Source organism: Rhizobium acaciae (genome assembly GCF_025941625.1).
Classification (GTDB): domain Bacteria; phylum Pseudomonadota; class Alphaproteobacteria; order Rhizobiales; family Rhizobiaceae; genus Rhizobium; species Rhizobium acaciae.
Map to the genome: position 1 here is coordinate 75,149 of NZ_JAPCZO010000024.1, position 24,080 is coordinate 99,228.

Below are 24,080 nucleotides of genomic sequence, written 5' to 3' on the forward strand. Positions count from 1 at the left end.
AGGACAACCGATGAACGCCTATTCCCAGTCGCTCGCCCCAGCGAACACGCCGCTCCGCGAAACACTTTCCCTTGATGGGACCTGGGAGTTCCGCCACGAGACCGATCGTGCTTGGCGGCACGCAAAGGTGCCGGCGCACTGGCAAGCTTGTTTCGAGGATCTCGCCGTCAGCTTCGGATCGGCAACCTATCGCAGGACCTTCAGGCTCCCCGCGGAATGGTCGGCTCGGGAAATCGCCATCCGCTTCGGTGCGGTCAGCGATCTGGCCACTGTCTCCATCAACGGCACCGAGATCGGCCGTCATGAAGGCGGTTATCTTCCTTTCGAATTCGTGATCCCACCCACTCTGTTGCAGGCAGAGAACACTGTCGAGGTCCTGGCCTGCCTGCCGGATGCCCATCGCAACGAGAGTGGCGCCGATTTTGCGGAGATCCCGCATGGCAAGCAGAGCTGGTATGGCCCGCAAGGCGGGATCTGGCAGCCCGTCCTCATCGAGGCCCGCGATCCCGCTCACATCTCATCGCTTCGCCTCGACCCGATTTGGCCGGAAGCTAGGCTCGATCTTAAAGCCCGCTTTGCGAGCATGGTTGCAGGCTCGCTGAAAATCGAGATCATCGGCCCGCAGGGCATGCCAGTCTTTACCGGAAACATTCCGGCTGCGGGAGATACGCTCGAACATTCGATCCAGCTCGATGCCGTCGCGCCATGGTCGCCGGACAGCCCGAACCTCTATACGATCACAACGATCCTCAGCGCCGACGGCGTCGAGATCGACAGCCGGCAGGAAAGTTTCGGCTTTCGCTGCTTCGAAGCCAAGGACGGCTTCCTGCATCTGAACGGCAAGCCGCTTTATCTACGCGCCGCGCTCGATCAGGATTATTATCCCGATGGTTTCGGCGCGCCGCCTTCGCTCGACCTGCTCGAAGACCAGTTGCGCAAGGCCAAGGCAATGGGACTGAATTGCCTGCGCTGCCACATCAAAGTGCCGGACCCGCGCTATTACGAGGTCGCCGACCGGCTGGGCATGCTGATCTGGAGCGAAATTCCAAATATCGAGACCTTCACCCCGGCCTCCGCCGAGCGCCTGCGCACGACAATGGAAGGTATTCTCGCCCGTGACGGCAATCACCCCTCCATCGTAATCTGGACCCTGATCAATGAAGATTGGGGCACTCGGCTGCGCGAAGCGGCCGAACAGCGGCAATGGATTTCCGACATGGTCGACTGGCTGCGTGTCGAAGACCCGCTACGGCTCGTTGTCGACAATTCCGCCTGCTTCCCGAACGTCCACGTCAAGACCGACATCAACGACTACCACTTCTACCGAACGGCGGTGGATCGGCGCGAGGAATGGGACACGCTCTGCCGCGAATTCGCCGGCAATGCCGACTGGACCTTCTCAACCGAAAAGGAAGCGGTGCGCACGAGGAAGGAACCGCTTGTCCTCTCCGAGTTCGGCGTCTGGGGTCTACCCGATCCTGCCCGTCTACGCGAAAAGAACGGCCGCGACCCCTGGTGGATGGCCTATGGTGCCACTTGGGCGGATGGAACGGCACTGCCGCAGGGCCTCGAAGCCCGTTTCCGCGAACTCGCCCTTGAGAAGGTTTTTGGCGATCTCGGCCAGTTCATCGAGCAGGTGCAGTGGTATCAATACATGAACCTGAAATACGAGATCGAAGTCATCCGAACGCACGCGCCGATCGGAGGCTATGTCATCACCGAACTCACCGATGTCCATTGGGAAGGCAACGGGCTGATGGACATGGCACGCAATCCGCGCGTCTTCGCCGAAGCGCTGCCGGCCGTCAATTCCGACATCGTCATCGCGCCGGGTGCTGCCCGCCACGCCGTCTATGAGGGGCAGACGGCCAGCTTCGACATCAAGGTGTCGAGCGGCGGAACAGCACTGCCCGAAGGCAGTCGCCTCGTCTGGGAATTTGGCGCTGAAAAAGGCGAGATACCGCTGCCGGCCATGGCGCCGATGCAAGTTCACAATGCCCCGATCACCACAACAGCAGATGCGGTGCCGGTGCCCGCGATCCAAAAGGCCCGGTTCCAGGTCGTGTCGCCCGATGGAAGCGTGCTGTCCCAGAATTTCGAGACACTCGCGGTCTACGGCAAACGGGATGCGCTACCCCCCATCCGCTTTGCTTCGAACGACGACGGGATTTCCGAGAGGTTGTCGGCCCTTGGCCATGTCAGCGTCTCGCCGCACGAGGCGGATGTCTTCATCACCAAGGACATCGATGCCGCTCGCGTCGAGGCAATCCATTCCGGCCAGCGGGTGCTGCAGATCGTCGACAAGGCCCCCGGCCGTCTGCGCGATGACGCGCCGCCGCGCGATGGCCCGATGTCGATTGAAATCGATCCGGGTGCCGGTGGCATGGTTTCCGGGCCATACTTCAGTTTTCCCGGCTACAATCTCGTCAATCGTCACAAATCGATCTGGCGCGGGGATTGGGTCGGCAACTTCTCCTGGTTGCGCCGGGATGGTGTCTTCGCCCATGTGCCGGGTAGTCCGCTGTTCGACCTGTCCTTCACCGGCGTCGCGCCGCACCAGGTGATGGCCGGCCTCCGTCCTTGGGAATTCCAAGGTCGCGTGCACGCCGGCGTCGTCATCGGCTGGGTTCACAAACCCGCTGCCTTCATCATCGAAAAGCGGCTCGGCCGCGGTAAGCTTGTTGCGACGACCTTCCGCCTCCACCAGGAGGCACCGGATGTCGACCCGCTTGCCACCGCGCTTTACGATGGCCTCCTCGCTCTTGCCACGAGACCGTGAGCTCAGCGACAGTCAACGGAGGTCGCGGCAACTTCGCTTCGTGCTCAAGCGCTAGCGGGAGGGCTCAAGTCGCGGGTCGGGTATATGGCCCGAAGCGGGCGAAATTGATCGAAAGGCTTCGTAGCGAGCATCCTAGGCTGAACTGTCTTCCGGGAGAATCATCCCGTAGGAGATAGGTCTGTTATGCGATCTTCGGCTGCGATATTCTCGACCGATGAAACTCAGTCAGACCATACGGTTCTGTACAGCCGAGGACGGCACCCGTATTGCCATGGCGTCTTGCGGGCAGGGTCAGGTGATCCTGCGGGCGGCGCACTGGCTGAGCCATGTCGATTACGATCTCGAAAGCCCGGTGTGGCGGCCGTGGCTCCAGGCGCTATCCGCCCACAACCGGTTTGTGCGCTACGATCCGCGCGGCTGCGGTCTGTCGGACCGGCATGTCTTTGACCTTTCGGTCGAAGCGTGGCACGCAGACCTTGCCGCCGTGGCAGCGTCGATCGAGGAGCCGCGCTTCGTCCTCCTCGGTCTTTCGCAGGGCGGCGCGCTCGCTATCGCATATGCCCTCAAGTATCCCGAGCGAGTATCGCATCTGGTGCTTTTGAACGCCTATGGTCAGGGTGCCCGCGCCAGAGCTCAGACCGAGGCCGAGCGGCTGGAAGCCGAGACCCTTGTCAATTTCGTTCGCGTCGGCTGGGGACGCGATAATCCGGCGTTTTGCCGGTTCTTCACCAATCTCTTTATCCCCGACGGCACGCCTGAACAGCATTGCTGGTGGGGCGATCTCGAGCGACAAACGGCAACGGCCGACGTCGCTGCACAGCTGCTTTGGCAGATGCAGGGGATCGACGTGCTGGACCTTGCGGCGATGCTGCGGGTCCCGACGCTGATCGCACACAGCCGCGGTGACATGCGCGTGCCGTTTGACCAGGGTTGCAAGCTCGCCGCCGCGATTCCGGGCGCGAGCTTCGTGCCGCTTGAGAGCAAGAACCATGTGCTCTTGCCGGACGAGCCGGCGTGGAATGTGTTTCAAACGGAACTTGCTGCCTTTCTCGGGCAGGATCGGTCGGTGCGGCCGCGTGCGGTCAGTGAGGCCGGTCTGACACCCGCCGAGGCCGCCCTTCTCGACCTCGTCGCGGAGGGGCTAGACAACCGCGCGATCGCCGAACGGCTTGGCAAGAGTGCAAAGACCGTGCGAAACCAGCTGTCGGTGATCTTCAGCAAACTCGGCGTGCATAGCCGCTCGCAAGCGATCGTCGTCGCGCTCTCCCGATAGTCCCGCTTCTGCAGGTAGATAGACCTCCTCCGATGCCGATGGGACATGTGTCCCTCCAAGGAGCAGGATTTCTTCGCAGGCGCGGGACAACCGCCTCATGCTCGCCGAGACGACAAGCTTCATCCTGGCGTCACGGATAGCAAGACGCCGTCCGAGCACCGGGAGGAAATCACATGACGGAAATCAACGAAACAACGCTCAATGAACTCGTGGGCCGCGTCCTTGGCGATCTTGGCGGAGCGGTCAGCGTGCCGCTGGTCCGGATCGGAGATGCTCTCGGGCTTTACAGGACGCTGAAGGAGATCGGGCCGGTGAAGGCCGACGAACTTGCCGATGCCTCGGGATGCGCACCTCGCTATGTGCGCGAGTGGCTGGCGGCACAGGCTGCCTCAGGTTATGTGCACCATGAGCGAGGATTGTTCTCGCTGACGCCCGAGCAGGCCTTCGTGTTTGCCGAGCCGGACAGCCCGGTCAATCTGATCGGCGCTTTCGATACCGCTGCTGCGATGGTCGAGAACCAGCCGAAGGTGCAGTCTGCCTTCAAAACCGGCCGAGGCGTTGCTTGGGGCGATCAGGCCGGCTGCATGTTCTGCGCCGTCGCACGACTATTCCGCCCAGGTTATGTCAATGCCCTTGTGCAGGACTGGCTGCCGGCGCTCGACGGTGTCACCGACAGGTTGAAGACGGGGGCGAAGGTGGCAGACGTCGGATGTGGGCACGGGCTATCGACGATCCTGATGGCGCAGGCGTTTCCCAATTCCCGGTTCGTGGGCTACGACTTCCATCCAGGCTCGATTGCCGCTGCGTCCGCGCACGCCCAGGCACACGGGTTGACGAACCTGCACTTCGAGGTCGGCAGGGCGCAGGATTTCGACGGCCGAGATTTCGATTTGATCACCTGCTTCGACTGCTTGCACGATATGGGCGACCCGAAAGCCGCTGCGGCCCATATCCGAAAGGCGTTAAAAGAGGGCGGCGTCTGGATGGTGGTCGAACCAATGGCCGGAGATACGCTGGAGGAGAACATCAATCCGGTTGGACGGCTCTACTACTCAGCCTCGACGATGATCTGCGTTCCGACCTCGCTCGCGCAGGAGACAGGGCTGGCACTCGGTGCGCAAGCGGGAGAGCGGCGCTTGGCCGAGGTGATCCGCTCAGGCGGTTTCACTCATATCCGGCGTGCAGCCCAGACGCCCCTTAACATGGTTCTCGAGGCCACCTGACAGGTCGCGCGTCGCGTTGGAAATGCCGCGCCGCATTCCCGGCCTCGTCAGGAAGGTCGACGAGTGCGGCGATTGGCTTGCAGGACAACGCCAGCAGGAGCCTGATGAAGGTGGATGCCTCGCTCCAGGTTAAGCGCATAGCCGAAGGCTTTGCTCTTGGCGGGCTGTGTGGTAGGAGCGAGCCATGACATCATTGATCGATTTCGATTGCCAAAGCTGTGGAGCCTGCTGCTCCTTTTCGCCGACCTGGCCCAGATTTTCCACCGAAACAGACGCTGCTCTCGATTTGCTGCCGGCGCATTTCGTAGCCGCGAACGAGCAGGGAATGCGTTGCGACGGTGCGCGCTGTTCCGCACTGGTCGGTCGCGTCGGTTCGCAGACATCCTGTCAAGTGTACGATCTTCGGCCTGACGTCTGCCGCGCCTGCGTCCCGGGGGATGACGCTTGCTTGACCGCACGCGCGTTCTTCGGGCTCGGTCAGCCAGGTTTGCCGCCCGGTCACATCGATGCGGAACCGCCAATCAACTGAGGCGGGGTCCGTCCGGCTCCTCTCTTCGCCTGTCGACTTTACTGCAGCGATTGTCATCCGAAAGTCCAGCCGAAGGTAAGGCCCGGTGGGGCCATCGGATGTGGACTATCTGCCTAATAGCGCGACAAGCGATATCGGCATTTCGACCGCGAAAAAATCCATTGCCGCACCGATAATCATCACCCACACCACTATCAGGAAAATGAGCGCTGCAATCCTGATTTCTACAGGCCGCATTATTTGCGCCGTCCCAGCATATGCGTCCCCCCGAGACAAAAGCCTGTTATCCCTCGTGCAAATTCCCTATGGCGAGGGATGATGCGCAACGGTCGAGAGCGTGGGCGCATGCGGCGCCGAACCCTTGGCTTTCTCGAAACTGATGTCGCTTTGACCGATCAAGTCGCCGGACGTAGCTCTGTCGCTGCGTTCGAGATGATGGCCATCAACGAAGGAGCGGTAGGCATCTGCGATGCCCTCCTTGAGACCTATCTTGGGAGACCAGCCGAGAGTGCGAAGCTTGTCGACGCTCAGGAGTTTACGTGGCGTGCCATCTGGCTTGGTGAGGTCGCGCGTGATCTTGCCTTCGAAACCAACGATCTTGGAGACGAGGTATGCCAATTCGAGAATGGTAACGTCTTCGCCACAACCTACGTTCACATGACTTTCGGCGGAATAGGTCTTCATGAGATGGAGGCAAGCGTCGGCGCAATCGTCAACATGCAGGAATTCGCGCCGGGGCGTGCCGGTACCCCAGACGCATATCTCTTGTTGCCGGTTGATCTTGGCCTCATGTGTCTTGCGTATGAGCGCCGGCATGACATGGCTTGACCCGAGGTCAAAGTTATCTCCTGGACCGTAAAGATTGGTGGGCATGGCCGAGATGAAATCTCTACCGTGCTGTTTGCGATAGGCTTGGCAGAGCTTCAATCCGGCAATTTTGGCGATCGCATACCATTCGTTCGTGGGCTCAAGCGATCCGGTCAGAAGTGAGTCCTCAACGATCGGTTGATCGGCGAATTTCGGATAGATGCAGGACGAGCCCAGAAACATCAGTTTTTCGACGTGAGTTCTATGGGCTGCGTGGATGACGTTCGCCTGGAGAATCAGGTTGTCGTAAAGGAAGTCGGCCGGATAGGTAGCGTTCGCGAGAATACCGCCGACCCTCGCAGCAGCCAGGAAGACAGCATCGGGACGATGCTTGCTCATCCAGGCCTCCACCTGCTCCTGCCGTCTGAGATCGACCTCGGCGCGGGTGGCCGTCAAAATCTCGCACCCCTCGGAAGCGAGACGCCGCACGATCGCAGAGCCCACCATGCCGCGGTGGCCCGCGACATAGACCCTCTTTCCGGCAAGGCTGTAAATCACCTCAGGCATAGGCAAAACCTTTGGCTGCACCGACCGACGGAACATTTCGTGCCATGACTTTCAGATCCTCGCGAACCATCTCCGCAACCAGCTGATCAAGACTGGTCTCATGTTTCCAGCCAAGCTTCGTGTGCGCCTTCGTCGGATCGCCGATCAGAAGATCAACTTCAGTCGGACGGAAGTAAGCTGGATCGATCTCCACCACACACCGGCCGGATGTCTTATCGTATCCCTTTTCCTCAACCCCGTTCCCACGCCAATCAATCGGCATGCCCACCTTGGCAAAGGCTTTGTCGACAAAGGAACGAACCGAGTGCGTTTCGCCGGTCGCAAGTACATAGTCCTCCGGTTCATCCTGTTGCAGCATCAGCCACATGCCGCGGACATATTCTCGTGCATGTCCCCAGTCGCGCTTGGCGTCCAAGTTGCCGAGATAGAGCCTTTCCTGCAGCCCAAGATGGATCGCAGCCGCCGCCCGGGTGATTTTACGTGTCACGAATGTTTCGCCGCGGATCGGGCTTTCATGATTGAACAAAATGCCGTTCGAGGCGTGCATGCCATATGCCTCGCGATAATTGACCACAATCCAATAGGCGTAGAGCTTGGCCGCCGCGTAGGGGGATCGGGGGTAGAAAGGTGTCGTTTCGCTCTGCGGGATTTCCTGAACTTTGCCGTAGAGCTCTGAGGTGGACGCTTGATAGAACCGCGTCTTCTTGGTCAGCCCCAGGAGGCGAATTGCTTCAAGGAGCCGAAGCGTGCCGGTTCCATCGGCGTTAGCCGTATATTCCGGCGTCTCGAAAGAGACTTGAACGTGGCTCTGTGCGGCGAGATTGTAGATCTCGTCCGGCTGCGTTTCCTGAACGACGCGGATGAGGTTCGTTGAATCGGTCATGTCCCCGTAATGCAGAATAAAGCGAGGATTTTCGACATGGGGATCCTCGTATAGATGCTCGATGCGACTGGTGTTGAAAGACGATGAGCGTCGCTTGAGGCCGTGAACAATATAGCCCTTCTCCAGGAGCAATTCGGCCAAATACGCACCGTCCTGACCCGTTATACCCGTAATCAGCGCGACTTTATTTTCGTTCTTCACTGCGGTCTCCGTAATTTATTTCGATGGAATCAGGCGGATACGCTGTTCGAACTCATGAGAACTCGTGGTACTTCCTCAGTGAGCTCGCAAACAGTTCGGAATCGCTGAAGTTGTACATGGCGTGTTTGTTCGGATCGACGTTATTTATGGCAACGGCAATCTCTGCGTTGCGCGCGGTCTTCAGCTGATGTAGGCAAAACTCTACGGCGCGACGGCTCGTCTTCCCCCATTTTACGACCACCAGCGTTCGTTCCGCTAACGCTGTCAGATGCATCGTATCAGTCGAGGCGAGCACAGGCGCGCTGTCGAAGATGACGATTTGGCCCTGTGAGGCGGCCATCGCGACGATGTCAGCCACATCGGTCAAACGAACGCGCCGATGGAGACTGGCATTGCCAGCCGGGATGAAGTCGATGCCGCTTGGATGGTGATGGATGATGTCCCGCATTCCGGCCTGTCCACACAGGAAATCGTTCAACCCCTGCTTTAGCTCTGATTTGAAAAACGAGTCGAGATTTCCGAGTCTGAGGTCGCCATCGACAAGCAGCACCGGAATTCCGTTGGCGGCGAGATCGATTGCCAGGGATCTGGCGACAAGCGACTTGCCCTCTCCGCTGTGAGCCGACGTCACGACGATAGTGTTTGGCAGTTTTCCACCGTTGGATTGTTTGAGCGAAGTCATGACGGAGCGAATTGCTTCGTCAAACATCCCGCCTTGCATGCGCCCGAAGAGCATCGACGGATCTCTCTGGTCTTTCCGTTTCAGGTGCGGGATAAATCCGGCGGGTACGATGCGCGACATTCCGCCCATCTGGTCGAAGCTGCGGACTGAGTTGTCCAACATCTCGACCACGAAAGCGGCCGTCACCGCGATCGAAATCGAAGCCAAAAGGGCGCCGATCAAATAGAAAAGCCGCCCGCGTCCCTGCGGCGCCAGCGGCACCGCGGCCGGTGACAAAACTTCCAGTTCCGCGCCCGGCAACATGGCTTGCGCAGCCAGGCCACGGCGCTGCTCCTCGAGCTTGTCCAGCGCCGTCTGCTCTTTGTCAGCCAGGCGCTGGAGTCGGGCCAACTCGGTTTGCGCCAGGGCAGAGCGAGCGCGTTTCTCGTGAGCAGCCGCCAATGCCGACCCGACCGCGTCGTCCTCGTGATCGAGCGCCGCAAGCTTGGCGCGTATCGATTGGAGATATCGATCGGTCGCAAGGCTGAGATCGGTGCGGGATTTAAGGATCTTGGTCCGCGCGTCGACCACGGCTGCGGCTGTGTTGCCATATGTCTCGAGAAGGCGCCCGAGATCTTGCTCCTGCGCCCGAAGCTCGCGTTGCATTGCGCCAATGCTATCGGGAATGACCATATTCTGCAGGACGAGCGAGGGGTCATCGGTCGCTTCGAGTGCAGATATCGTTGCTCTCGCTTCGACGCGGCTCTGTTCGATTTTTGTCCGCCGCTCGCCCAGCTCCATTATCGACTTGATCTGTTCAACCTGAGCGTCGTCATTTGAGACGACGTCCATGGTTTCCTGATACTCGTCGGCGGCATTGCGTGCTGCCTTGGCGCGCCCCATCTGTTCGTCGATGCGCAGCAGAATCCATTCTTCTGCTGCGTCCACTCGACCACGCAGACTGTCCTTGCGCTCTTCGAGATAGATGCTGATGAGCCGGTTCGGGACCGAAGCGGCCAGTTCGGGTTCACTCGCATCGAAACCGATCTGAATGACGTCACCCTGGCCATCGCGCCAAACGCGGAGGGCCTTGTAGTACTTTGGGATTATCGGCTCGATGCTGTCCCGTATCGGCAAGGAGGGTTTTTCACTATCGACCCAACCGCGCAGCATTGATCGGATCTTGTCGATAGGCGAGATTTCTTGCAGCGCCGGATTGAATTCCGGCCATTGATTGAGCCGCAGGTCGCGGATTACCCGCTCTGCTATGCTTCTGGAAAGAAGCCGTTCGGTCTCAGATGTGGCGTCCAGCGGATCGCTGCGGCCGGACTCGTCGGTGCCGAGCTTTGTCGCCAGAGGCGTGTGGATGATCAGCCGGGACTCGGCATGATAAGTCGGCTTCAATCCAGAAATCACGGTTGCGGCAACCGCCATAAGGAGCATGACGATGGCCATTATCATGACCATCCGTCGCCGGATAAGGCGCAGGCCTGAAGTCAGATCAATTTCGTCCGAACGAGTCTCTACCTGAAGCCGGGGATCGTAGCGCATCGATGAGAGCGAGGTGTTGCGGTCTGGCGGCAGGGTCGAAATAGTCATCGTTCACCAGCCATTGTTTGAGGTTGCGCGGAGATAGCGTCGTAGAGTTTGTCCAGCGATCGCATGTAAGCCTTCATACTGAAATTGTTGAGATAATGAGCACGGGCCTTGGCCGACAGATGGTTGCGGAGTTCCGGGTCGGTGACGAGCTTAGCCAGCGCCGCAGCCAGCGCATCCTTGTCTCCGACAGGTACGAAGACGCCGGTTTCACCGTCGGAGATGACTTCGGCATGCGCGCCGACGCGCGTGGTAACGACGGCGAGCCCATGGGCAAGCCCTTCGACCACAGCCATTGCCAAACCCTCGGCATGCGAAGGTAAGACCAGGATATCTGCCCGTGTACACAAGGCTCGCGCCTCGTCGGCGCCAAGCCAGCCCGGCATTTTCACCAGATCTGAAAGTCCCATGGCGGCAGCCTGGCGCCGGTAGTCTTCCACCGGTCCGTCGCCTGCCAGCACGGCTCGCCACCTGAGCTCTTTCATGATCGGATGACTTAAGGCAAGCAGAAGCTCCTGAACGCCTTTGCGTTCGCTCAGCCGGCCGAGAAATATGATCAACGGCATTTCGCCGACATGAACATTGCGCGGCCCCGGGTCGGGAACACAATTGCCGATGACGACTACGCGGCGCTCTTCCACGCCGAGAAGCGTCGTGAGCGTCATGCGGTCGCGCTGGCCCAGTGCCACGACCTGGTCAGCATGTTGGAACATCCGGCGTACGAGCATTTGTTGACGTGGCGAGCGTGCGGCAAAGTCGGTCGCGTAGTCGTAGTCGTGCAGGTGCAATATGTAAGAGCATCCGAGGAGACGGGCAGCCTCGGTCAGGATCAGCTTTCTTGCGGTGCTGCCGCGACCCGCCACGTGAATATGGTGAATGCGTGCCGGAGCAATTATCCGGTCCTTTGCCATCATCAAGACGGCACCGAGCAGGCGCACAGGCGACGCAACTGAGGACCAACGAGGCCCTCTGGTGTCGGTGACGAGGTGTGTTTCGCCGGCCTCCTTCGCCGTGTTCGAAATATAGCCGACGAGCCTGCCAATTCCGCCACCGTTTTCGCAACCACCAGGGACGTAGTGGCGGACGGTTGCTGCTGCGTTCCGCGTCGCTACCCGATTCCCATCCGTGAGCGTGTTCATTAGCATGCCTCGACCACCTTGCGATAAACGGCCGCAGCCTGTGCTCCGACCTGTTGAGGCGAATTCGGACCCGTAGCCCATGCGAGCGCGTTGACCCCGAAGCTGCTTCTGAGCTCGTTGTTTTCCGCCAGTGTCCGTATGGCTATCGCCAGCTGTTCCACATCCCCGGGTGGAACCACCATTCCCAGTCCGTTTGGCAGAACGGTGGCTCGCAATTCGCCGACATCAGTCACGATAACCGGTTTGCCAAATGCAGCGGCAAGATTGAGGACGCCGCTTTGAGAGGCTTCCGTATAGGGGAGGACAACGATGTCGGCATCCAGAAAGAGCTGGGCGACCTCCATATCCTCGATAAAGCGGTTGCGAATATCATAGCGGGCGGCGTCCCCCATAAGGGGCTGGAAGATCCGCGGATCATCGCCGCGGCCTGCCACCGTGATGCGTAGATTGGGGAGCAGGTCCTTGAGCATCGCCTCGGCACGGATCAGATGCTCCAATCCCTTGTAAGCAAAAATCCGTCCGAAAAGCAGAACGCGCAAAGTTCCATCTGCGCCGCGCCGCGCCATCTGGTGCCGCCGAGCGAGTTCCGCGTAGCGATGAATGGCGGGATGCGACAGGACATGGACACAATCAGGCGATTTTGAATATCGCTTGAGGACCATTTGTTTCAGCCCTTCGCCATGGACGACGACATGACCCGATTGCCGCACCATCAATTGAGGAGCCCAGGCTGGCAGAGTGCGGGTGTCGGAGTCGCCGGGATGCACTTCCACGTCATGGACGGTGGTCACGATCGGGATCGGGCGCCAGAACGGCGCGGCAAAGTTCAACCAGAGCGTCGAGTTGCTCAGAAGGTGAATGACGTTCGGTCGCTCCTGCCGGATAAGACGCGTGAGTTGGTGCAGGAACCAGGGATTGGAGAGCGAGCGGTGCCTTGGCCAGTCCATGAGGTGCAGATCGACAGCCGGATCGATCCATGAAGCAAGGTGTGCGTAGCGCCGGCGCGGAACCGCTAGGACGACGTGCGCATGTCGCGCAACGCCGCTAGCGAAGGAGATGGTGTAGTCTTCCAGCTCGGAAACCAGCAGCAGCGCCTTCATCCCGCTGCCTCCGACACGCCGACATCCTGGCCAAGTCGGGGCAAGTCGTAGGCTGTGCGCAATGCATCACGCGTCCGCCTCAGAAAGTTTGGTTCTCCGGCGAAAAAGAGCCCTTCCACAGCAAGGCTGAACCGGGTGCGTGTATCGGCGCCCTGCAGCCTGGCTGAGGCCACCCGGTACGGATAGTGATCAGTCAGACGCAGCCTTCCCGCCAGATCGTGTGCGGAAAGAAACCGGTTCGTCGCTTCAACGGTAGCCTGCCAATGGGCCATCCGCTTCCGCAGCATGGCGGCGTCATCGACTGGCCGATACCAATTATTGTTGTGAATCCGATAGAACCCGAGTGGATCCGACAAGGCGACAACGCTCCCCAGAAATGGATAGATGCCTGTGAGCCAGGCATCGGCAGACATGCGGAACTGCTCGGGAATATCCCCCGCAACATCCCACGCGCTACGTCTTACAGCGACGGCTGATGTCATTGGGAAGGGCCACCAACCAGCCGATCTGGCGAGCCGTGGCGGCAAATTTCCTGAACACAGGGTTCGAGGGATTGGCTTGAAGGCTGGTGAGCCATCGGTCCGCGTTGGCTGAAGTCGGTGATAAACAAGCGATGCCTGAGGATTGGAGTGGAAAGCAGCGGCTGTTGCCGACAGCTTGCCTGGCGCCCACCAGTCATCGGCATCAAGAAAACAGAGGATGTCGCCACTGCTCAACTTCACAGCAGCATTTATGGCGGCGGCCTGTCCCTGGTTCTCCTGGAAGAGCACCTTCACCCGCTTGTCATAGCCGTCGAGAACAGAGCGCGACTGGTCGCTCGAGCCGTCGTCGACGACGATTATCTCGACATTGGACGGCTGTTGGCTCAAGGCGCTGTCAATTGCCCGGGCAACGAAGCGACCGTAGTTGTAGTTATTGATAAGGACGCTGATTGTAGGCCGCTCCATGACACCCCTCAAGCGCGTCGCTGGGCGACACGTCGGTGCGCCGGAGTTGCGAACGCTCGCGCGTTTGGCAGCGCGAATTGATGGAAGGAGTTCTGCTCGATCAGGATTTCGCCTTGAGCCGGTAGGGTCACCGCCGACAACGCCGCAACGCGTGACGCTCCCTTTATATAACGTACAAAACCAGGACCATGACGCAGAACCATTGCAATCCCAACCCTTCTAAGCGTCACCGGCCAACAGCCGGCTGCGCCAGAATTATTGCCTCGCTTCACCGGAAACTGTGGCTCAGCGCGACGTGCTTCGCGGTATGCTTTCATCGTCAAGCTACCGGTGATTGGTCACGGGTGACATCTCCTCTTATGGGCAATGTCGTAGGCCCCAGCACCAACTTTTGGGGGAGGGGTAGACCGTGGGCTTAATCCAAACAACGTCCTTGGGTGGTGGGTATGGACGTTAGGCTTAGCCCCGCCTTCGTTTGCGTTGGTTGACCGGGGATGTGGCGGGATGATTGTTCGTTGGTAAGCAGCGCAGCTATGAAAGGGGACCCATGTCTTTCCAAATTGCCGCGATCAACAGCCTCTCATCTGTCCAAGCAAGTCGGGACGGGTAATGAGAGCGTATACGCTTAGAATAGCGAATGGGCCGACTGTCAGCTGGCGAGCGATAGAGTGCTGGGGCGCCGGCCTATGCCTTTTTCTTCAGACAGGCGCGCTTTTCCCGCTCATGCTGGCGGATGCCGACGGAGGCCTTAGCGATCATGCCAGGTCCATATTGCGTCTGCTTTGTTTACCCGTATACGGGTTTACATTGCTGATGCTGGCACGAAATTATCCGCAATTCATCACAGCGCTCAAGCGAAATTGGCTTGTCCCCCTGATGGTCGCCATGCCCTTCGTGTCTGTCTTCTGGTCGGTTGGCCCGTCGACGACTTTCAGGCGTGCCATCGGCCTGCTCTTCACCGTACTTCTGGCTTATGTGTTGGCGTTACGCTTTACACCGAGGCAGTTGCTTCTCGTTGCATTTGCGACCTTCGGAACATGTATCGTCCTCAGCCTGTTGCTTCTTGTGGTGTCGCCGGGGCTTGCTCGCATGCCCACGGACAGCGCGGTGCGCGGCATATTCATCCACAAGAACAGCCTTGGTTGGTACGCCGGCATGATGATACTGGTGTCGACTGCCGTCGTAATGGACGGCAACCGAGGCTTGCGGCGAACCGCTTTGATCTTGCTGATGGCGGGCGGAGCTTGTCTCTTCCTTTCCGGATCGATGACCGCGACAATTGCGACGGTATCGGCATATTGCCTGATCGGGTTCTACTCCATGTTGCAGCGAATCCGTGGCATCGGTCGCATCGTCTTCATCCTGCTTTTCGTTCAAATGTTCGTCGGGATCCTCCTTTTGCTTCACGAATTCCTGGTCCCATTCCTTGAGGCGCTGGGCAAGGATGCCACTTTGACGGGCCGAGTGCCCTTGTGGGAGCTGGTCGATGGTCAGATCGCCGATCATCTGCTGCTCGGCTTCGGCTACCAAGCGTTTTGGACAGAGGCGAATCCCGAAGCCTGGATTATCTGGTCAAAGATCCAATGGATGGCTCCCCACGCCCATAATGGATTCCGCGATACGCTGCTGAGCTTCGGAATAAGCGGAATGACTTTGTTCGCTCTCATGCTTCTGCAGGCACTCCGCCAAGGGGGGGGCCTCCAATGCGGGGACCCGCGTTATGGCTGGCTCTGGCTGAACGTCTTCACGGTTGTGGTTTTGGTGATGAACCTGACCGAGACGATCTTCCTGATTCAGAATGACGCGATTTTCATTCTGTTCACAACAGCCATCATCATGTTCTCTCTATACAAGCCTGTTGTTGTTTCGACGGCTCCCGGCCGGCAACTGCGAGCACCGGCCCGCAGCAGAACGGCGGAGCTGCAAATCTCATGAGGCTGCGCTTCGCACCGATCTTGAGCATTTTGCTTGCGATGCTCTTTCCGCAGCCGGGCAAGCTGGCCTCGGTGAGTTCGGACGCAGATGCGCCCGACAGGCTGCGGACGGCGGTCAGGGAGGCAACTTGCGCGGAAGCCTCGCCGGCGACCTTTTCGGACAAGCTGAAGGGGACTTCACTGAGCAACATATTGACCGGAGCACCCGCGGCCCGGGCAGTATTCTATGTCTCTCCCGATGGCAAAGACACCTGGAGCGGGGACCTTCCTAAAGCAAATTCTCGGCGTACAGACGGTCCTTTTGCCAGTATTGAAAGAGCGCGGGATGCTGCGCGCCAGAAGGGCGGCCAGAATACGATCGCAATGGGCAATGGGGATTACTATCTCGCTGAACCGATAGTCTTCGATGCTCGCGATGCGGGACTGATCATCGCGGCGAGATGCAACGAGGCGCCGGTTCTGCACGGCGGCCCGATTGTGCACAATTGGACGGCGCAGGCCGATGGTCGCTGGAAGGCGTCACTGAAGCTGCCTGCGGGCCGGGACTTGGGCGATCTTTTCGTCAGCGGCGCGCGCCAGACGCGGGCTCGCTTTCCCAACGCTCCACTCGATGGAGACCCGCGCAAAGGGTGGCTTTTCGCGGCTAAGTGCACGCAGGACGACGATATATGGCATGGTAACACGCGCTTTTGCTTCCATGCCGGCGATCTTCCGATATCAAAAAATGCAGCAGGGCTTGTCGCCCACATCGTAGGTGGTTTTCACCCCGGCAGCCAGTGGGGCAGTGACACTCTCCCAGTGGCTTCAATCGACACCGCGAACCGGGCGATAAATACCCAAGGCACCAGCTATTTCTTCACCGCAGAAGGCAGCCGCTATTTCCTGACCGGGGCGGCGGCGCTGCTCGATGCGCCCGGGGAGTGGTGGTATGACCGCGCCAAGAGTCAACTCGATTATATCCCGACCGATCGACTACCAACCAGTTCTACGGCTGTCGCCGGCATCCTGCCGACCTTCTTCAGGCTGGATGGGGCCGACGGGATGGTTGTATCGGGGCTCCAGTTTCGGGATGGGGATCCGCAGGGTAGCGGCAAGTTCGGCACCGACACCAGAAGCTTTGGGGCCATACGGCTCGATCACTCGGACGGCGTCCGGCTGCTCGGCAACTCCATCGACAATGTCGGCGTCGGCATCCATGTTTCCGAGAGCAAAGATGTCCTGATTGCCGGCAACGTGATTGGAGATGTGGCTGGCAATGGGATTTACGTTGGCACGACCTATGGCAGCTTCGGCAAATCCGACGGAGCCAGAATCCTGTCGAACCATATTCATGACATCGGAAGAGTCTACTTCGAAACCGCGGGGATATGGTTCCAGGCGGCCGACAATATCAGGATCGCCCATAACCTGGTCGAAAATACTGCGCAGTTCGGTATCGCCGGCGGCTCATTGTGGGGAGCACAAGACGCAGTCCACGACGCAGTCATCGAACATAACGAAATCCGCAATGCCAATCAGCAGACGGCAGATGGCGGTGCCATCAAGCTGATGGGCGAGCAGGCAGATCTCCTGAACAGCAGTATCCGTTACAATGTAATCACCGGGACAAGTCAACTTATGAACAGGGCCGATGGGACGTTTTGGCCTTTCGGATATGAAAATATCAATGAATGGCCGACTCCCATCAGTTGGGCGATCTACACCGATGGCAAGGCCAGTGGTGTGCGCATCGAAGGAAATACGCTCTCGGACAATATATCGGCGATCGGCATCAACGGCGGCTGGAGCAACTTGGTGACGGGAAACGTCATCACGCGCGGATCGGGGGCGGCTTTTCGCGTTGATGACGGTACCGGCAGGGGCTGGCGTCCGCCATGGGCACGTCCCAATCGTATCGAGAGCAATATCGTGTCGATCGACAGTAGTAACGGGCTTGCAGCCTATGTCTACGCTCCTGACCATGGGTCTGGATACGTGCAGTTCGCGCATAACCGCTACGCCGGCAATTTGAACGACAAGAGCTTCCGAATACATCCGAGCATCATGCCTTCGGGAGAATTTGGCAGTTTACAGGATCTTCAGAAGGCTGGGGCGGACACCGAAAGCGTAGTCGCGCCGTCCGAGTAACGAAAGGGCACTACGACGAGCAGTGTTCCCGGGCTGGAGCAATTCAGATTCAACACTGACTTTTGGAGGTCGGTGATGGATGCGACGCACTTCGCCGGGTGGGACCAGGGCAAACGTGGTCCCCGGCGATATAGGCGATCCAGGGCAAAGGCTTCTCCGTTGCTGCACGAGTGGCGTCAACGGAGAATGCGGGCGGGACTTTCGTGCCGGCAAGAGCAGGAGACACGATTGCCCGTGACGCTGTAGTAGGCCCGCCGCCTGAAAGGCGACGGGCCGAGCCGGTTAGACAAGCAGGAAATCTTTGAAGTGAAGTGCTGCGGAATTATCGAGATCCGCGACATGGACGGCCGCGCCCGCTGCGCTTCCATCCGCGTCATAGGATAGATAGCCGCTCTTCTGATCGTAGATCAGCTTGTCATCGGCCTCGAGCGCCTTCGTTCCCAGAACGAAATTCTCATCCGAAAATCCGGATAGGCTGAGCGCGGCGAAAATCGAATGATCGAGCATCAGCTTGTCGCCCGCCGCGGAGGAAAAATCCCGGATATGGTCGACGCTGATATTGTCGGGCTTCACATTGAAGACGAAAGTATCGCCTCCGCCGCTGCCGGTCAGAATGTCTGCGCCGGCTTTCCCAACCAGCTTGTCGTTGCCGAGTCCGCCGTTCAGCTTGTCCGCGCCGGCCCCGCCATCGAGAACGTTGCTGCCGCTATTGCCGGTCAGCACGTCGTTGTAGCTGGAGCCAGTCAAGTTTTCGATGCTGACGAACTTGTCACCGGCGGCATGGCCGCCCGTTGCGGCCCCAGTCGCCAAGTTGACGTTGACCGCGCCGGAGCCCGCATACCCGGCCGTGTCGTTGTCGGCACCACCATTGATGACGTCCCCGCCGGCGCCGCCGCTGAGCTTGTCCGCGCCAGCCCCGCCATTGAGAACGTTGCTGCCGCCATTCCCGCCGGTCAGCACGTCGTTGTAGCTGGAGCCAGTCAAGTTTTCGATGCTGGCGATCTTGTCACCGGTGGCCTGCCCGCCCGATGCGGCCTTGGTCGCCAAATTGACGCTAACCGCGCCGGAGCCCGCATAGCTGGCCGTGTCGGTACCATTACCGCCGTCGAGCACGTCCGCGCCGGCGCCGCCCTTCAACACGTCACTACCGCCGAGACCCTTGAAGGTCTCGTTGCCGCTGTTGGACTGACCGGTGTGTGGCAGGATGTCGTTGCCGTTGGTGCCGATGATTTCCTTCGTCGGCGCAGTTGGCGTTCCCGGTTGCGTCGGCGTCGTCGGCGTGGTTGGCGTGGTTGGCGTCGTCGGCGTGGTTGGCGTTCCCGGTGCCGCGCTGGAGCCCGATTCGTAGGCACCCATATCGACAGTTCCAACGACGCGAGCGTGGCCGTCCAGATCGACCGAGGCGACGCCGTACTTGCTGGTTCCGCCGTCGATCGCCGACGAGCCGGAGCCTAGGTGGAAGTTGTCGCTCGATGCCCCCGCGAATTTCGGGTCGACGCCGAGCTTGTTGCCGTTCGCCGCGCTCGGCATCGCGTTGCCGCCGTCGGTCTTGACCGATGCCTGGCCGGCCGTGCCGTTGTAGGTGATGTTGTTGGCCCAGACGACGTTAGTGTTCTTGTAGCTGTCGGTCGACGTGTTATCGATCGCGGTGTTGTTCTTGTTCAGCGATGGGTCCGCCACGGCGATGTTGTTGACCCAGGTGTTGTTGCTCGACGCCGAGTTGCTGAGCTCGCCGCGCCAGGTGCCGCTGTTCTGTGGGTCCTGATTGTTGTGGTATGCGGTGTTGTTTTTCACCGTGACGGAGTCGCTCCAGGTAACCTGGATGCCTTTGCCGCCGTTCTCGTAGACGAGGTTGTTCTCGACCAGGGTCTTGAACGTGTAGTTCGGATGACCGCTCGTCTGCGTGCTCTGGAAATCGTCGATGATGATGCCGTTGCCATCGGTGTGCGCACCCGACTTGGTGACGTTGTCATGCGAGATGTTGTTGCGCACGATCGTCCGGTAGCCGTCCGTCGAAGTATCGCCGGTGATGTTCCGGTTCTGGTAGATCGAGATACCCGAGAACCAGCCCGTCGATGCGTTATTGTAGGTCTCGTTCCCTTCGATTTTGATGAAGTCCGACTGGTTGAACTGGATGCCGGACTCGCCGCTGCCGTGGACCTTGTTGTTGAGAACTGAGATGTGGTGGACGTTGTTCGCTTCGATGCCGTCGCCTTTGGCGCCGCCGATGTCAAAGCCGTCGATTGTCACGTAGTTGGCGTTGACACTGATCGCGTTCCACGAGCCCGCGGGCGGCCGGATCAGCGCCCCGCCGGGCACTTCCGAGCGCAGCGTGATGTCGGCTGCCGCCGAGCCGTCCTTGTCGATATTAATAGCTTCGTTGTAGGTTCCCGCCCGCACCACGACCTCGTCGCCGGGCTTAAGGTTCGCCGACATCGCCTCGCTGATCGTGCGAAACGGAGAGGAGGTGCTGCCGTTACCGCCGTTGCTGCCAGTCGTCGCTACGTAGTATGTTGTCATGGTCGTGTTCCTCAACCCCCGCCCGTTAATATTTGTGGTTAATCCAGCGCTACGGCGGCAGGTTATAGGGCGACATTTTTGAGGGCGCAACAGCAACGAGACAGTAAGTGCTTGACAAGCATAGCCTTATTGCTGCCACAATATCCGAATCGATCCAAAGTTACGTTTTGAAATATTTGGTGAATTTCGAGTCGCGCAAAATGTGGCAGTATTAATATCTCGCTTGCCGCGAGTTATTCTTTCTGCAACCAGGGCGACATGCATCCATTGAAAACTTTAGAAAAACCTGATGGGCGTGGCTGGATTGCTCCCGCCAAATGCGGAATCGACATTTTTTTCTGAATTCGGCAATTTTGGGCAACATCGCCTTAAGATTGGTGCTGATCGAGATGGTAATGGGAGGTCGACCGTATCGATTCGACCAACCCGTTGACCAGCATTTCAAGCGCCACCGCTTTCCCCCCGAGATCATCGGGCATGCGGTGTGACGACACTTTCCGCTTCCTGAGCCTGCCTTATGTCGACAATCTGCTTGCCGAGCGTGGTATCGATGTCTCGTTCCAGACCGTGTCTGACTGGGCGATCAAGTTCGGCCGCTGGTGCGAGACCTCGGAAAGGCTCTAGATCGGCAGCCGTGGAAGTCCCTCTCTATGGAATCCAGCTTGCTCCGTCGGCTGACCGAGCTAGGATCGATCCGGTGTGCAAGATGCATGCACCAATTCATCTCATAAGCGGGCCGCTCCGCAGGGTCCCTGGTTTTTCTCGCCGCGTTGTAAAGAAGCATATCGACGGTTGCCGCAGACCTATGAGTTGCCCCAGTCGCAGGAAACGGATGGGGGCAACTGTTTAACTCGGATGGCAACGTTGATGGCCGCTTCGATCTTGCTCTGCATCCGGCAGTCCTGGTAGAAGATCAATGGTGGCGGACGCTTCGCCTCCCTAGAGGGTGGCGACGATTTAACTATTTGAGCCACATCGCGATTGTGGCGAACTTGGCCAATCCCATGACGTTCACGAGCAGTTTGTCGTATCGGGTTGCGGCGCGTCGAAACTGTTTGAGCTTGCTGAAGAAGCGCTCGATGCGATTGCTCTCCTTGTAGAGGTCTGCGTCGTGGGCGCACTGGACTTTTCGGTTGCGCTCTGGTGGGCTGACGAGCTGGGTTCGGCTTTGCCGAGATCAAACCGCTCTTTCGGGACAGCGCTTATCAAAAAGAGCAGCCTGGCAAACAGTGGGGGTACATCGCCTTACTTCGAATATGTAACCTATCTCGGCATAAGACGTAGAAACATGAAGTCTCTTCTACGTCCAATAGTTAGAGCCGCAAGTATGGAGGCAATCGTCTTGGCAGCATATTCTCATGACAGTTTAGATCGCGAAAGCGTAGGTCATGAGAAAGCAATCAGCAGACGGAAGCCAAGGTTCAGTTCTCAATCAAACGAGTTCTTTGGAATGTATTAATGTCCTTGGTGTTCGCATTTCGGCAGTTAATCTCAAAAGCGCGACTGGCTTTATTCAAAAAGCGATCGAAGACGGCAGGAAGGAATATGTGTGCGTTCGCGACGCGCACGGCGTGGTCCGGTGTCAAGATGATCCCGAGCTCCGGTCGATACATAACCGGGCTTTCCTCGTAACACCCGATGGCATGCCGTTGGTATGGGCATTGAAGCGTGCCGGTCATGCGGAAAGCGACAGGGTCTATGGACCTGACCTGATGTTATCCGTTTTCGATGCCGGCAGCTCCAAGGGCTTGCGCCACTTCCTCTATGGCGCAACGGCCGAAACGCTCGAACAGCTGCAGGCGCGCCTTCTCGCAAAATTTCCGCAAGCACGGATCGTCGGCTCCTATGCGCCACCTTTTCGCAAACTGTCGACGCGGGAGGAAACGGAGATTGCTGAACAGCTCAATCGATCGGGCGCCGATATCATCTGGGTCGGGCTGAGCAGTCCCAAGCAGGAACTCTGGATGGCGCACATGCGCGATCGTCTGGAAGCATCGATGCTCATCGGTGTCGGAGCCGCATTCGATTTCCACGCCGGTCTCAAGCGGCAGGCTCCAAGGCTCATTCAAAGAAGCGGCTTCGAATGGGCGTTTCGTCTTTTATGCGAGCCGCGACGGCTGTGGCGGCGCTATGCGGTCGTCGTGCCGACCTTCATCTCACTGACGGCATTCCAGAGACTAGGGCTTCGGAAGTTTCCGATCGAAGACGCGGTTTTTGGATCAAGCGCGCCAAAAGCAGCAGCTGCAAAGGTGTAAAGTCATCATGTCCCTATTTGCGTCGCCAGCAATGACACCGGGTCCGTCGAAGGCGGCCACTTCAAATGACATGACGTCGCGGGCGATTGCGGCAGGTTCCGTGCCGCCCATAGCAGCTAAGACCGCCGATCCCTTTGACCGGGCGGGGCTGAATATGCCCGCCGCACTACGGCGTCGGCTTTCTCGGCTTGCAACCTCGTCCTTGCTGGTCTCCGGCGACATTGCAAGCTATTTGGTTGCCTATTTTGTTGTCGTGTCCTTTTTCCCCAGTGGTTTGGAGGGCACGCTGGCGGAGCGTACGTTCACGATCGCAGCACTCGCCGCGATTATTCTTTACGCGTCGGCCGGCCTCTATCCTGGATATCGGTTGCATGACCACGAACATCTGCGGCGGCGCACTGTAGCTGCCGTCAAGGTGGCTGTCCTGGCGGCGTTTGGAGCAATTGTCCTGCCCGAGGGGGAACGACTGCTGCTTGCCGTCATTGGGTTCCTCGCTCTCGGGCTGATTGCTCAGCCATTTGTGCATTGGCTTGCACGGGGCCTGTGCTGGAAACTTGGAGTCTGGGGAGAGCGCGCGGTTGTCATAGGGGGGTGCAACCTTACTCCCGCTCTCGTGGCCCATTTCAAGAACCACTGGCAGTATGGCATCAGGCCGGAGGCCATTTCCCCCGATAGTTTGGAGGCATTGACCGACGGCGGGCCATCCATTGCCGTGATTGCGGGTGACACCGGCGCGCTTGCACTCGATTTGGCGGCGATGCGTCGGAAGTTCGCCGAAGTCATTTTGCTGTCCGACACACCGAGCCTCAAGGTAAGCGGATTGCGACCTGCGGATGTCGGCGGAGAAATCGGTATTCGCCTTACCAACAGTGGGAGTTCAGTGAACTCGGACCTGGTTCGCCGGATCCTCGATCTCGCAATCGCCATCCCTGCATCGATCGTCGTCGCCCCATTCATCGCGTTTGCAGCGGCCGCAATCTATGCCATCGATCCGGGCCCGGTGTTCTTCCGGCACACCAGGGAGGGGCGGTCCGGTAAGCCGGTGCACGTCCTGAAATTGAGGACGATGTATCAGGATGCAGAGCAGCGCCTTGAAGCAGTCTTCCGAGATGACCCTAACATGCGCGCCGAGTGGTTGAGCCACTTCAAGCTCAAGGACGATCCGCGCGTCCTTCCGGTTATAGGACATATGCTGCGCTCTTCGAGCATCGACGAGCTGCCGCAATTGGCAAACATCATTGCGGGGCAGATGGCCATCGTCGGACCGCGCCCGTTTCCAGAATATCACCTCTCAGCGATGGATAGCGAATTTCGTGACAAGCGGCGTTCGGTAACACCGGGGCTGACGGGCCTCTGGCAGATATCCGAACGAAGCAATGCGGATATCGAACTGCAGCAGCAACTCGACGAGTTCTACATCGACAACCGGTCTCTGTGGTTCGACTGCCAAATTCTTCTCAGCACAATCCCTGCGGTCTTCAAGCGCAGGGGAGCCTACTGACAATCCTTGCTTCCGCGAGGCAACCATCAACAACGGAG

At 59.0% G+C, this 24,080-nt stretch carries 15 protein-coding genes and 2 pseudogenes; 9 read left to right on the forward strand and 8 right to left on the reverse strand.

The window, feature by feature from the left end; genetic code table 11:
• Positions 1–10 precede the first annotated feature (10 nt).
• The 4 genes from OLZ32_RS30645 (at position 11) to OLZ32_RS30660 (ending at position 5,804) form a co-directional block, all read left to right on the forward strand.
• Positions 11–2,779: a glycoside hydrolase family 2 protein gene (locus OLZ32_RS30645; RefSeq protein WP_264399181.1), complete on the forward strand. Its 2,769-nt coding sequence runs from the start codon at positions 11–13 to the stop codon at positions 2,777–2,779.
• A gap of 214 nt (positions 2,780–2,993) precedes the next feature.
• Positions 2,994–4,052: an alpha/beta fold hydrolase gene (locus OLZ32_RS30650; protein ID WP_264399182.1), complete on the forward strand. Its 1,059-nt coding sequence runs from the start codon at positions 2,994–2,996 to the stop codon at positions 4,050–4,052.
• 173 nt (positions 4,053–4,225) lie between these two features.
• Positions 4,226–5,275, forward strand: coding sequence for a class I SAM-dependent methyltransferase (locus tag OLZ32_RS30655; protein WP_003549432.1), 1,050 nt, complete (start codon positions 4,226–4,228; stop codon positions 5,273–5,275).
• Positions 5,276–5,459: 184 nt separating this feature from the next.
• Complete coding sequence (locus OLZ32_RS30660; protein ID WP_264399183.1) at positions 5,460–5,804, forward strand: YkgJ family cysteine cluster protein; 345 nt, start codon at positions 5,460–5,462, stop codon at positions 5,802–5,804.
• Positions 5,805–6,107: 303 nt separating this feature from the next.
• On the opposite strand, the gene fcl is transcribed toward OLZ32_RS30660, so the two are convergent.
• Genes fcl through OLZ32_RS30690 form a run of 6 tightly spaced genes read right to left on the reverse strand, consistent with a single transcriptional unit; the run spans position 6,108 to position 13,705 of the window.
• On the reverse strand, positions 6,108–7,178 hold the full coding sequence (gene fcl, locus OLZ32_RS30665) for a GDP-L-fucose synthase (RefSeq protein WP_264399198.1): 1,071 nt from the start codon (positions 7,176–7,178) through the stop codon (positions 6,108–6,110).
• A complete protein-coding gene (gene gmd / locus OLZ32_RS30670; RefSeq protein WP_017992390.1) occupies positions 7,171–8,262 on the reverse strand; it encodes a GDP-mannose 4,6-dehydratase in 1,092 nt (363 codons plus the stop codon). Before gmd ends, fcl begins: the two co-directional genes overlap by 8 nt.
• Positions 8,263–8,314: 52 nt before the next feature.
• On the reverse strand, positions 8,315–10,522 hold the full coding sequence (locus OLZ32_RS30675; RefSeq protein ID WP_264399184.1) for a GumC family protein: 2,208 nt from the start codon (positions 10,520–10,522) through the stop codon (positions 8,315–8,317).
• The gene (locus tag OLZ32_RS30680) at positions 10,519–11,664 is read right to left on the reverse strand and encodes a glycosyltransferase family 4 protein (RefSeq protein WP_264399186.1); all 1,146 of its coding nucleotides are present in this window, start codon (positions 11,662–11,664) and stop codon (positions 10,519–10,521) included. Before OLZ32_RS30680 ends, OLZ32_RS30675 begins: the two co-directional genes overlap by 4 nt.
• The gene (locus OLZ32_RS30685) at positions 11,658–12,758 is read right to left on the reverse strand and encodes a glycosyltransferase family 4 protein (RefSeq protein WP_003549420.1); all 1,101 of its coding nucleotides are present in this window, start codon (positions 12,756–12,758) and stop codon (positions 11,658–11,660) included. Before OLZ32_RS30685 ends, OLZ32_RS30680 begins: the two co-directional genes overlap by 7 nt.
• Positions 12,755–13,705 (reverse strand): glycosyltransferase family 2 protein, encoded by a 951-nt coding sequence (locus OLZ32_RS30690; RefSeq protein ID WP_264399187.1) that lies wholly within the window; start codon positions 13,703–13,705, stop codon positions 12,755–12,757. Before OLZ32_RS30690 ends, OLZ32_RS30685 begins: the two co-directional genes overlap by 4 nt.
• A 609-nt stretch (positions 13,706–14,314) precedes the next feature.
• Between OLZ32_RS30690 and OLZ32_RS30695 the strand changes: the two genes are divergently transcribed.
• Together OLZ32_RS30695 and OLZ32_RS30700 are read left to right on the forward strand one after the other, a co-directional pair.
• Positions 14,315–15,640 (forward strand): O-antigen ligase family protein, encoded by a 1,326-nt coding sequence (locus OLZ32_RS30695; RefSeq protein ID WP_003549416.1) that lies wholly within the window; start codon positions 14,315–14,317, stop codon positions 15,638–15,640.
• Entirely contained in the window at positions 15,637–17,766 is a 2,130-nt protein-coding gene (locus OLZ32_RS30700; protein ID WP_264399188.1) for a right-handed parallel beta-helix repeat-containing protein, read from the forward strand. Before OLZ32_RS30695 ends, OLZ32_RS30700 begins: the two co-directional genes overlap by 4 nt.
• Positions 17,767–18,048: 282 nt before the next feature.
• On the opposite strand, the gene OLZ32_RS30705 is transcribed toward OLZ32_RS30700, so the two are convergent.
• Entirely contained in the window at positions 18,049–20,286 is a 2,238-nt protein-coding gene (locus OLZ32_RS30705; protein ID WP_032986958.1) for a choice-of-anchor Q domain-containing protein, read from the reverse strand.
• Between the two features lie 395 nt (positions 20,287–20,681).
• Between OLZ32_RS30705 and OLZ32_RS30710 the strand changes: the two are divergent.
• Positions 20,682–20,880 (forward strand): annotated as a pseudogene (locus tag OLZ32_RS30710) (hypothetical protein); the annotation flags it as partial.
• Between the two features lie 367 nt (positions 20,881–21,247).
• Here OLZ32_RS30710 and OLZ32_RS30715 read toward each other — a convergent pair.
• Positions 21,248–21,448: pseudogene (locus tag OLZ32_RS30715) on the reverse strand (IS5/IS1182 family transposase); the annotation flags it as partial.
• Positions 21,449–21,674: 226 nt separating this feature from the next.
• Between OLZ32_RS30715 and OLZ32_RS30720 the strand changes: the two are divergent.
• Both OLZ32_RS30720 and OLZ32_RS30725 read left to right on the forward strand, forming a co-directional pair.
• Positions 21,675–22,541 (forward strand): WecB/TagA/CpsF family glycosyltransferase, encoded by an 867-nt coding sequence (locus OLZ32_RS30720; RefSeq protein ID WP_003549410.1) that lies wholly within the window; start codon positions 21,675–21,677, stop codon positions 22,539–22,541.
• A 7-nt stretch (positions 22,542–22,548) separates the two neighbouring features.
• On the forward strand, positions 22,549–24,042 hold the full coding sequence (locus tag OLZ32_RS30725) for a sugar transferase (protein WP_003549409.1): 1,494 nt from the start codon (positions 22,549–22,551) through the stop codon (positions 24,040–24,042).
• Positions 24,043–24,080 lie beyond the last annotated feature (38 nt).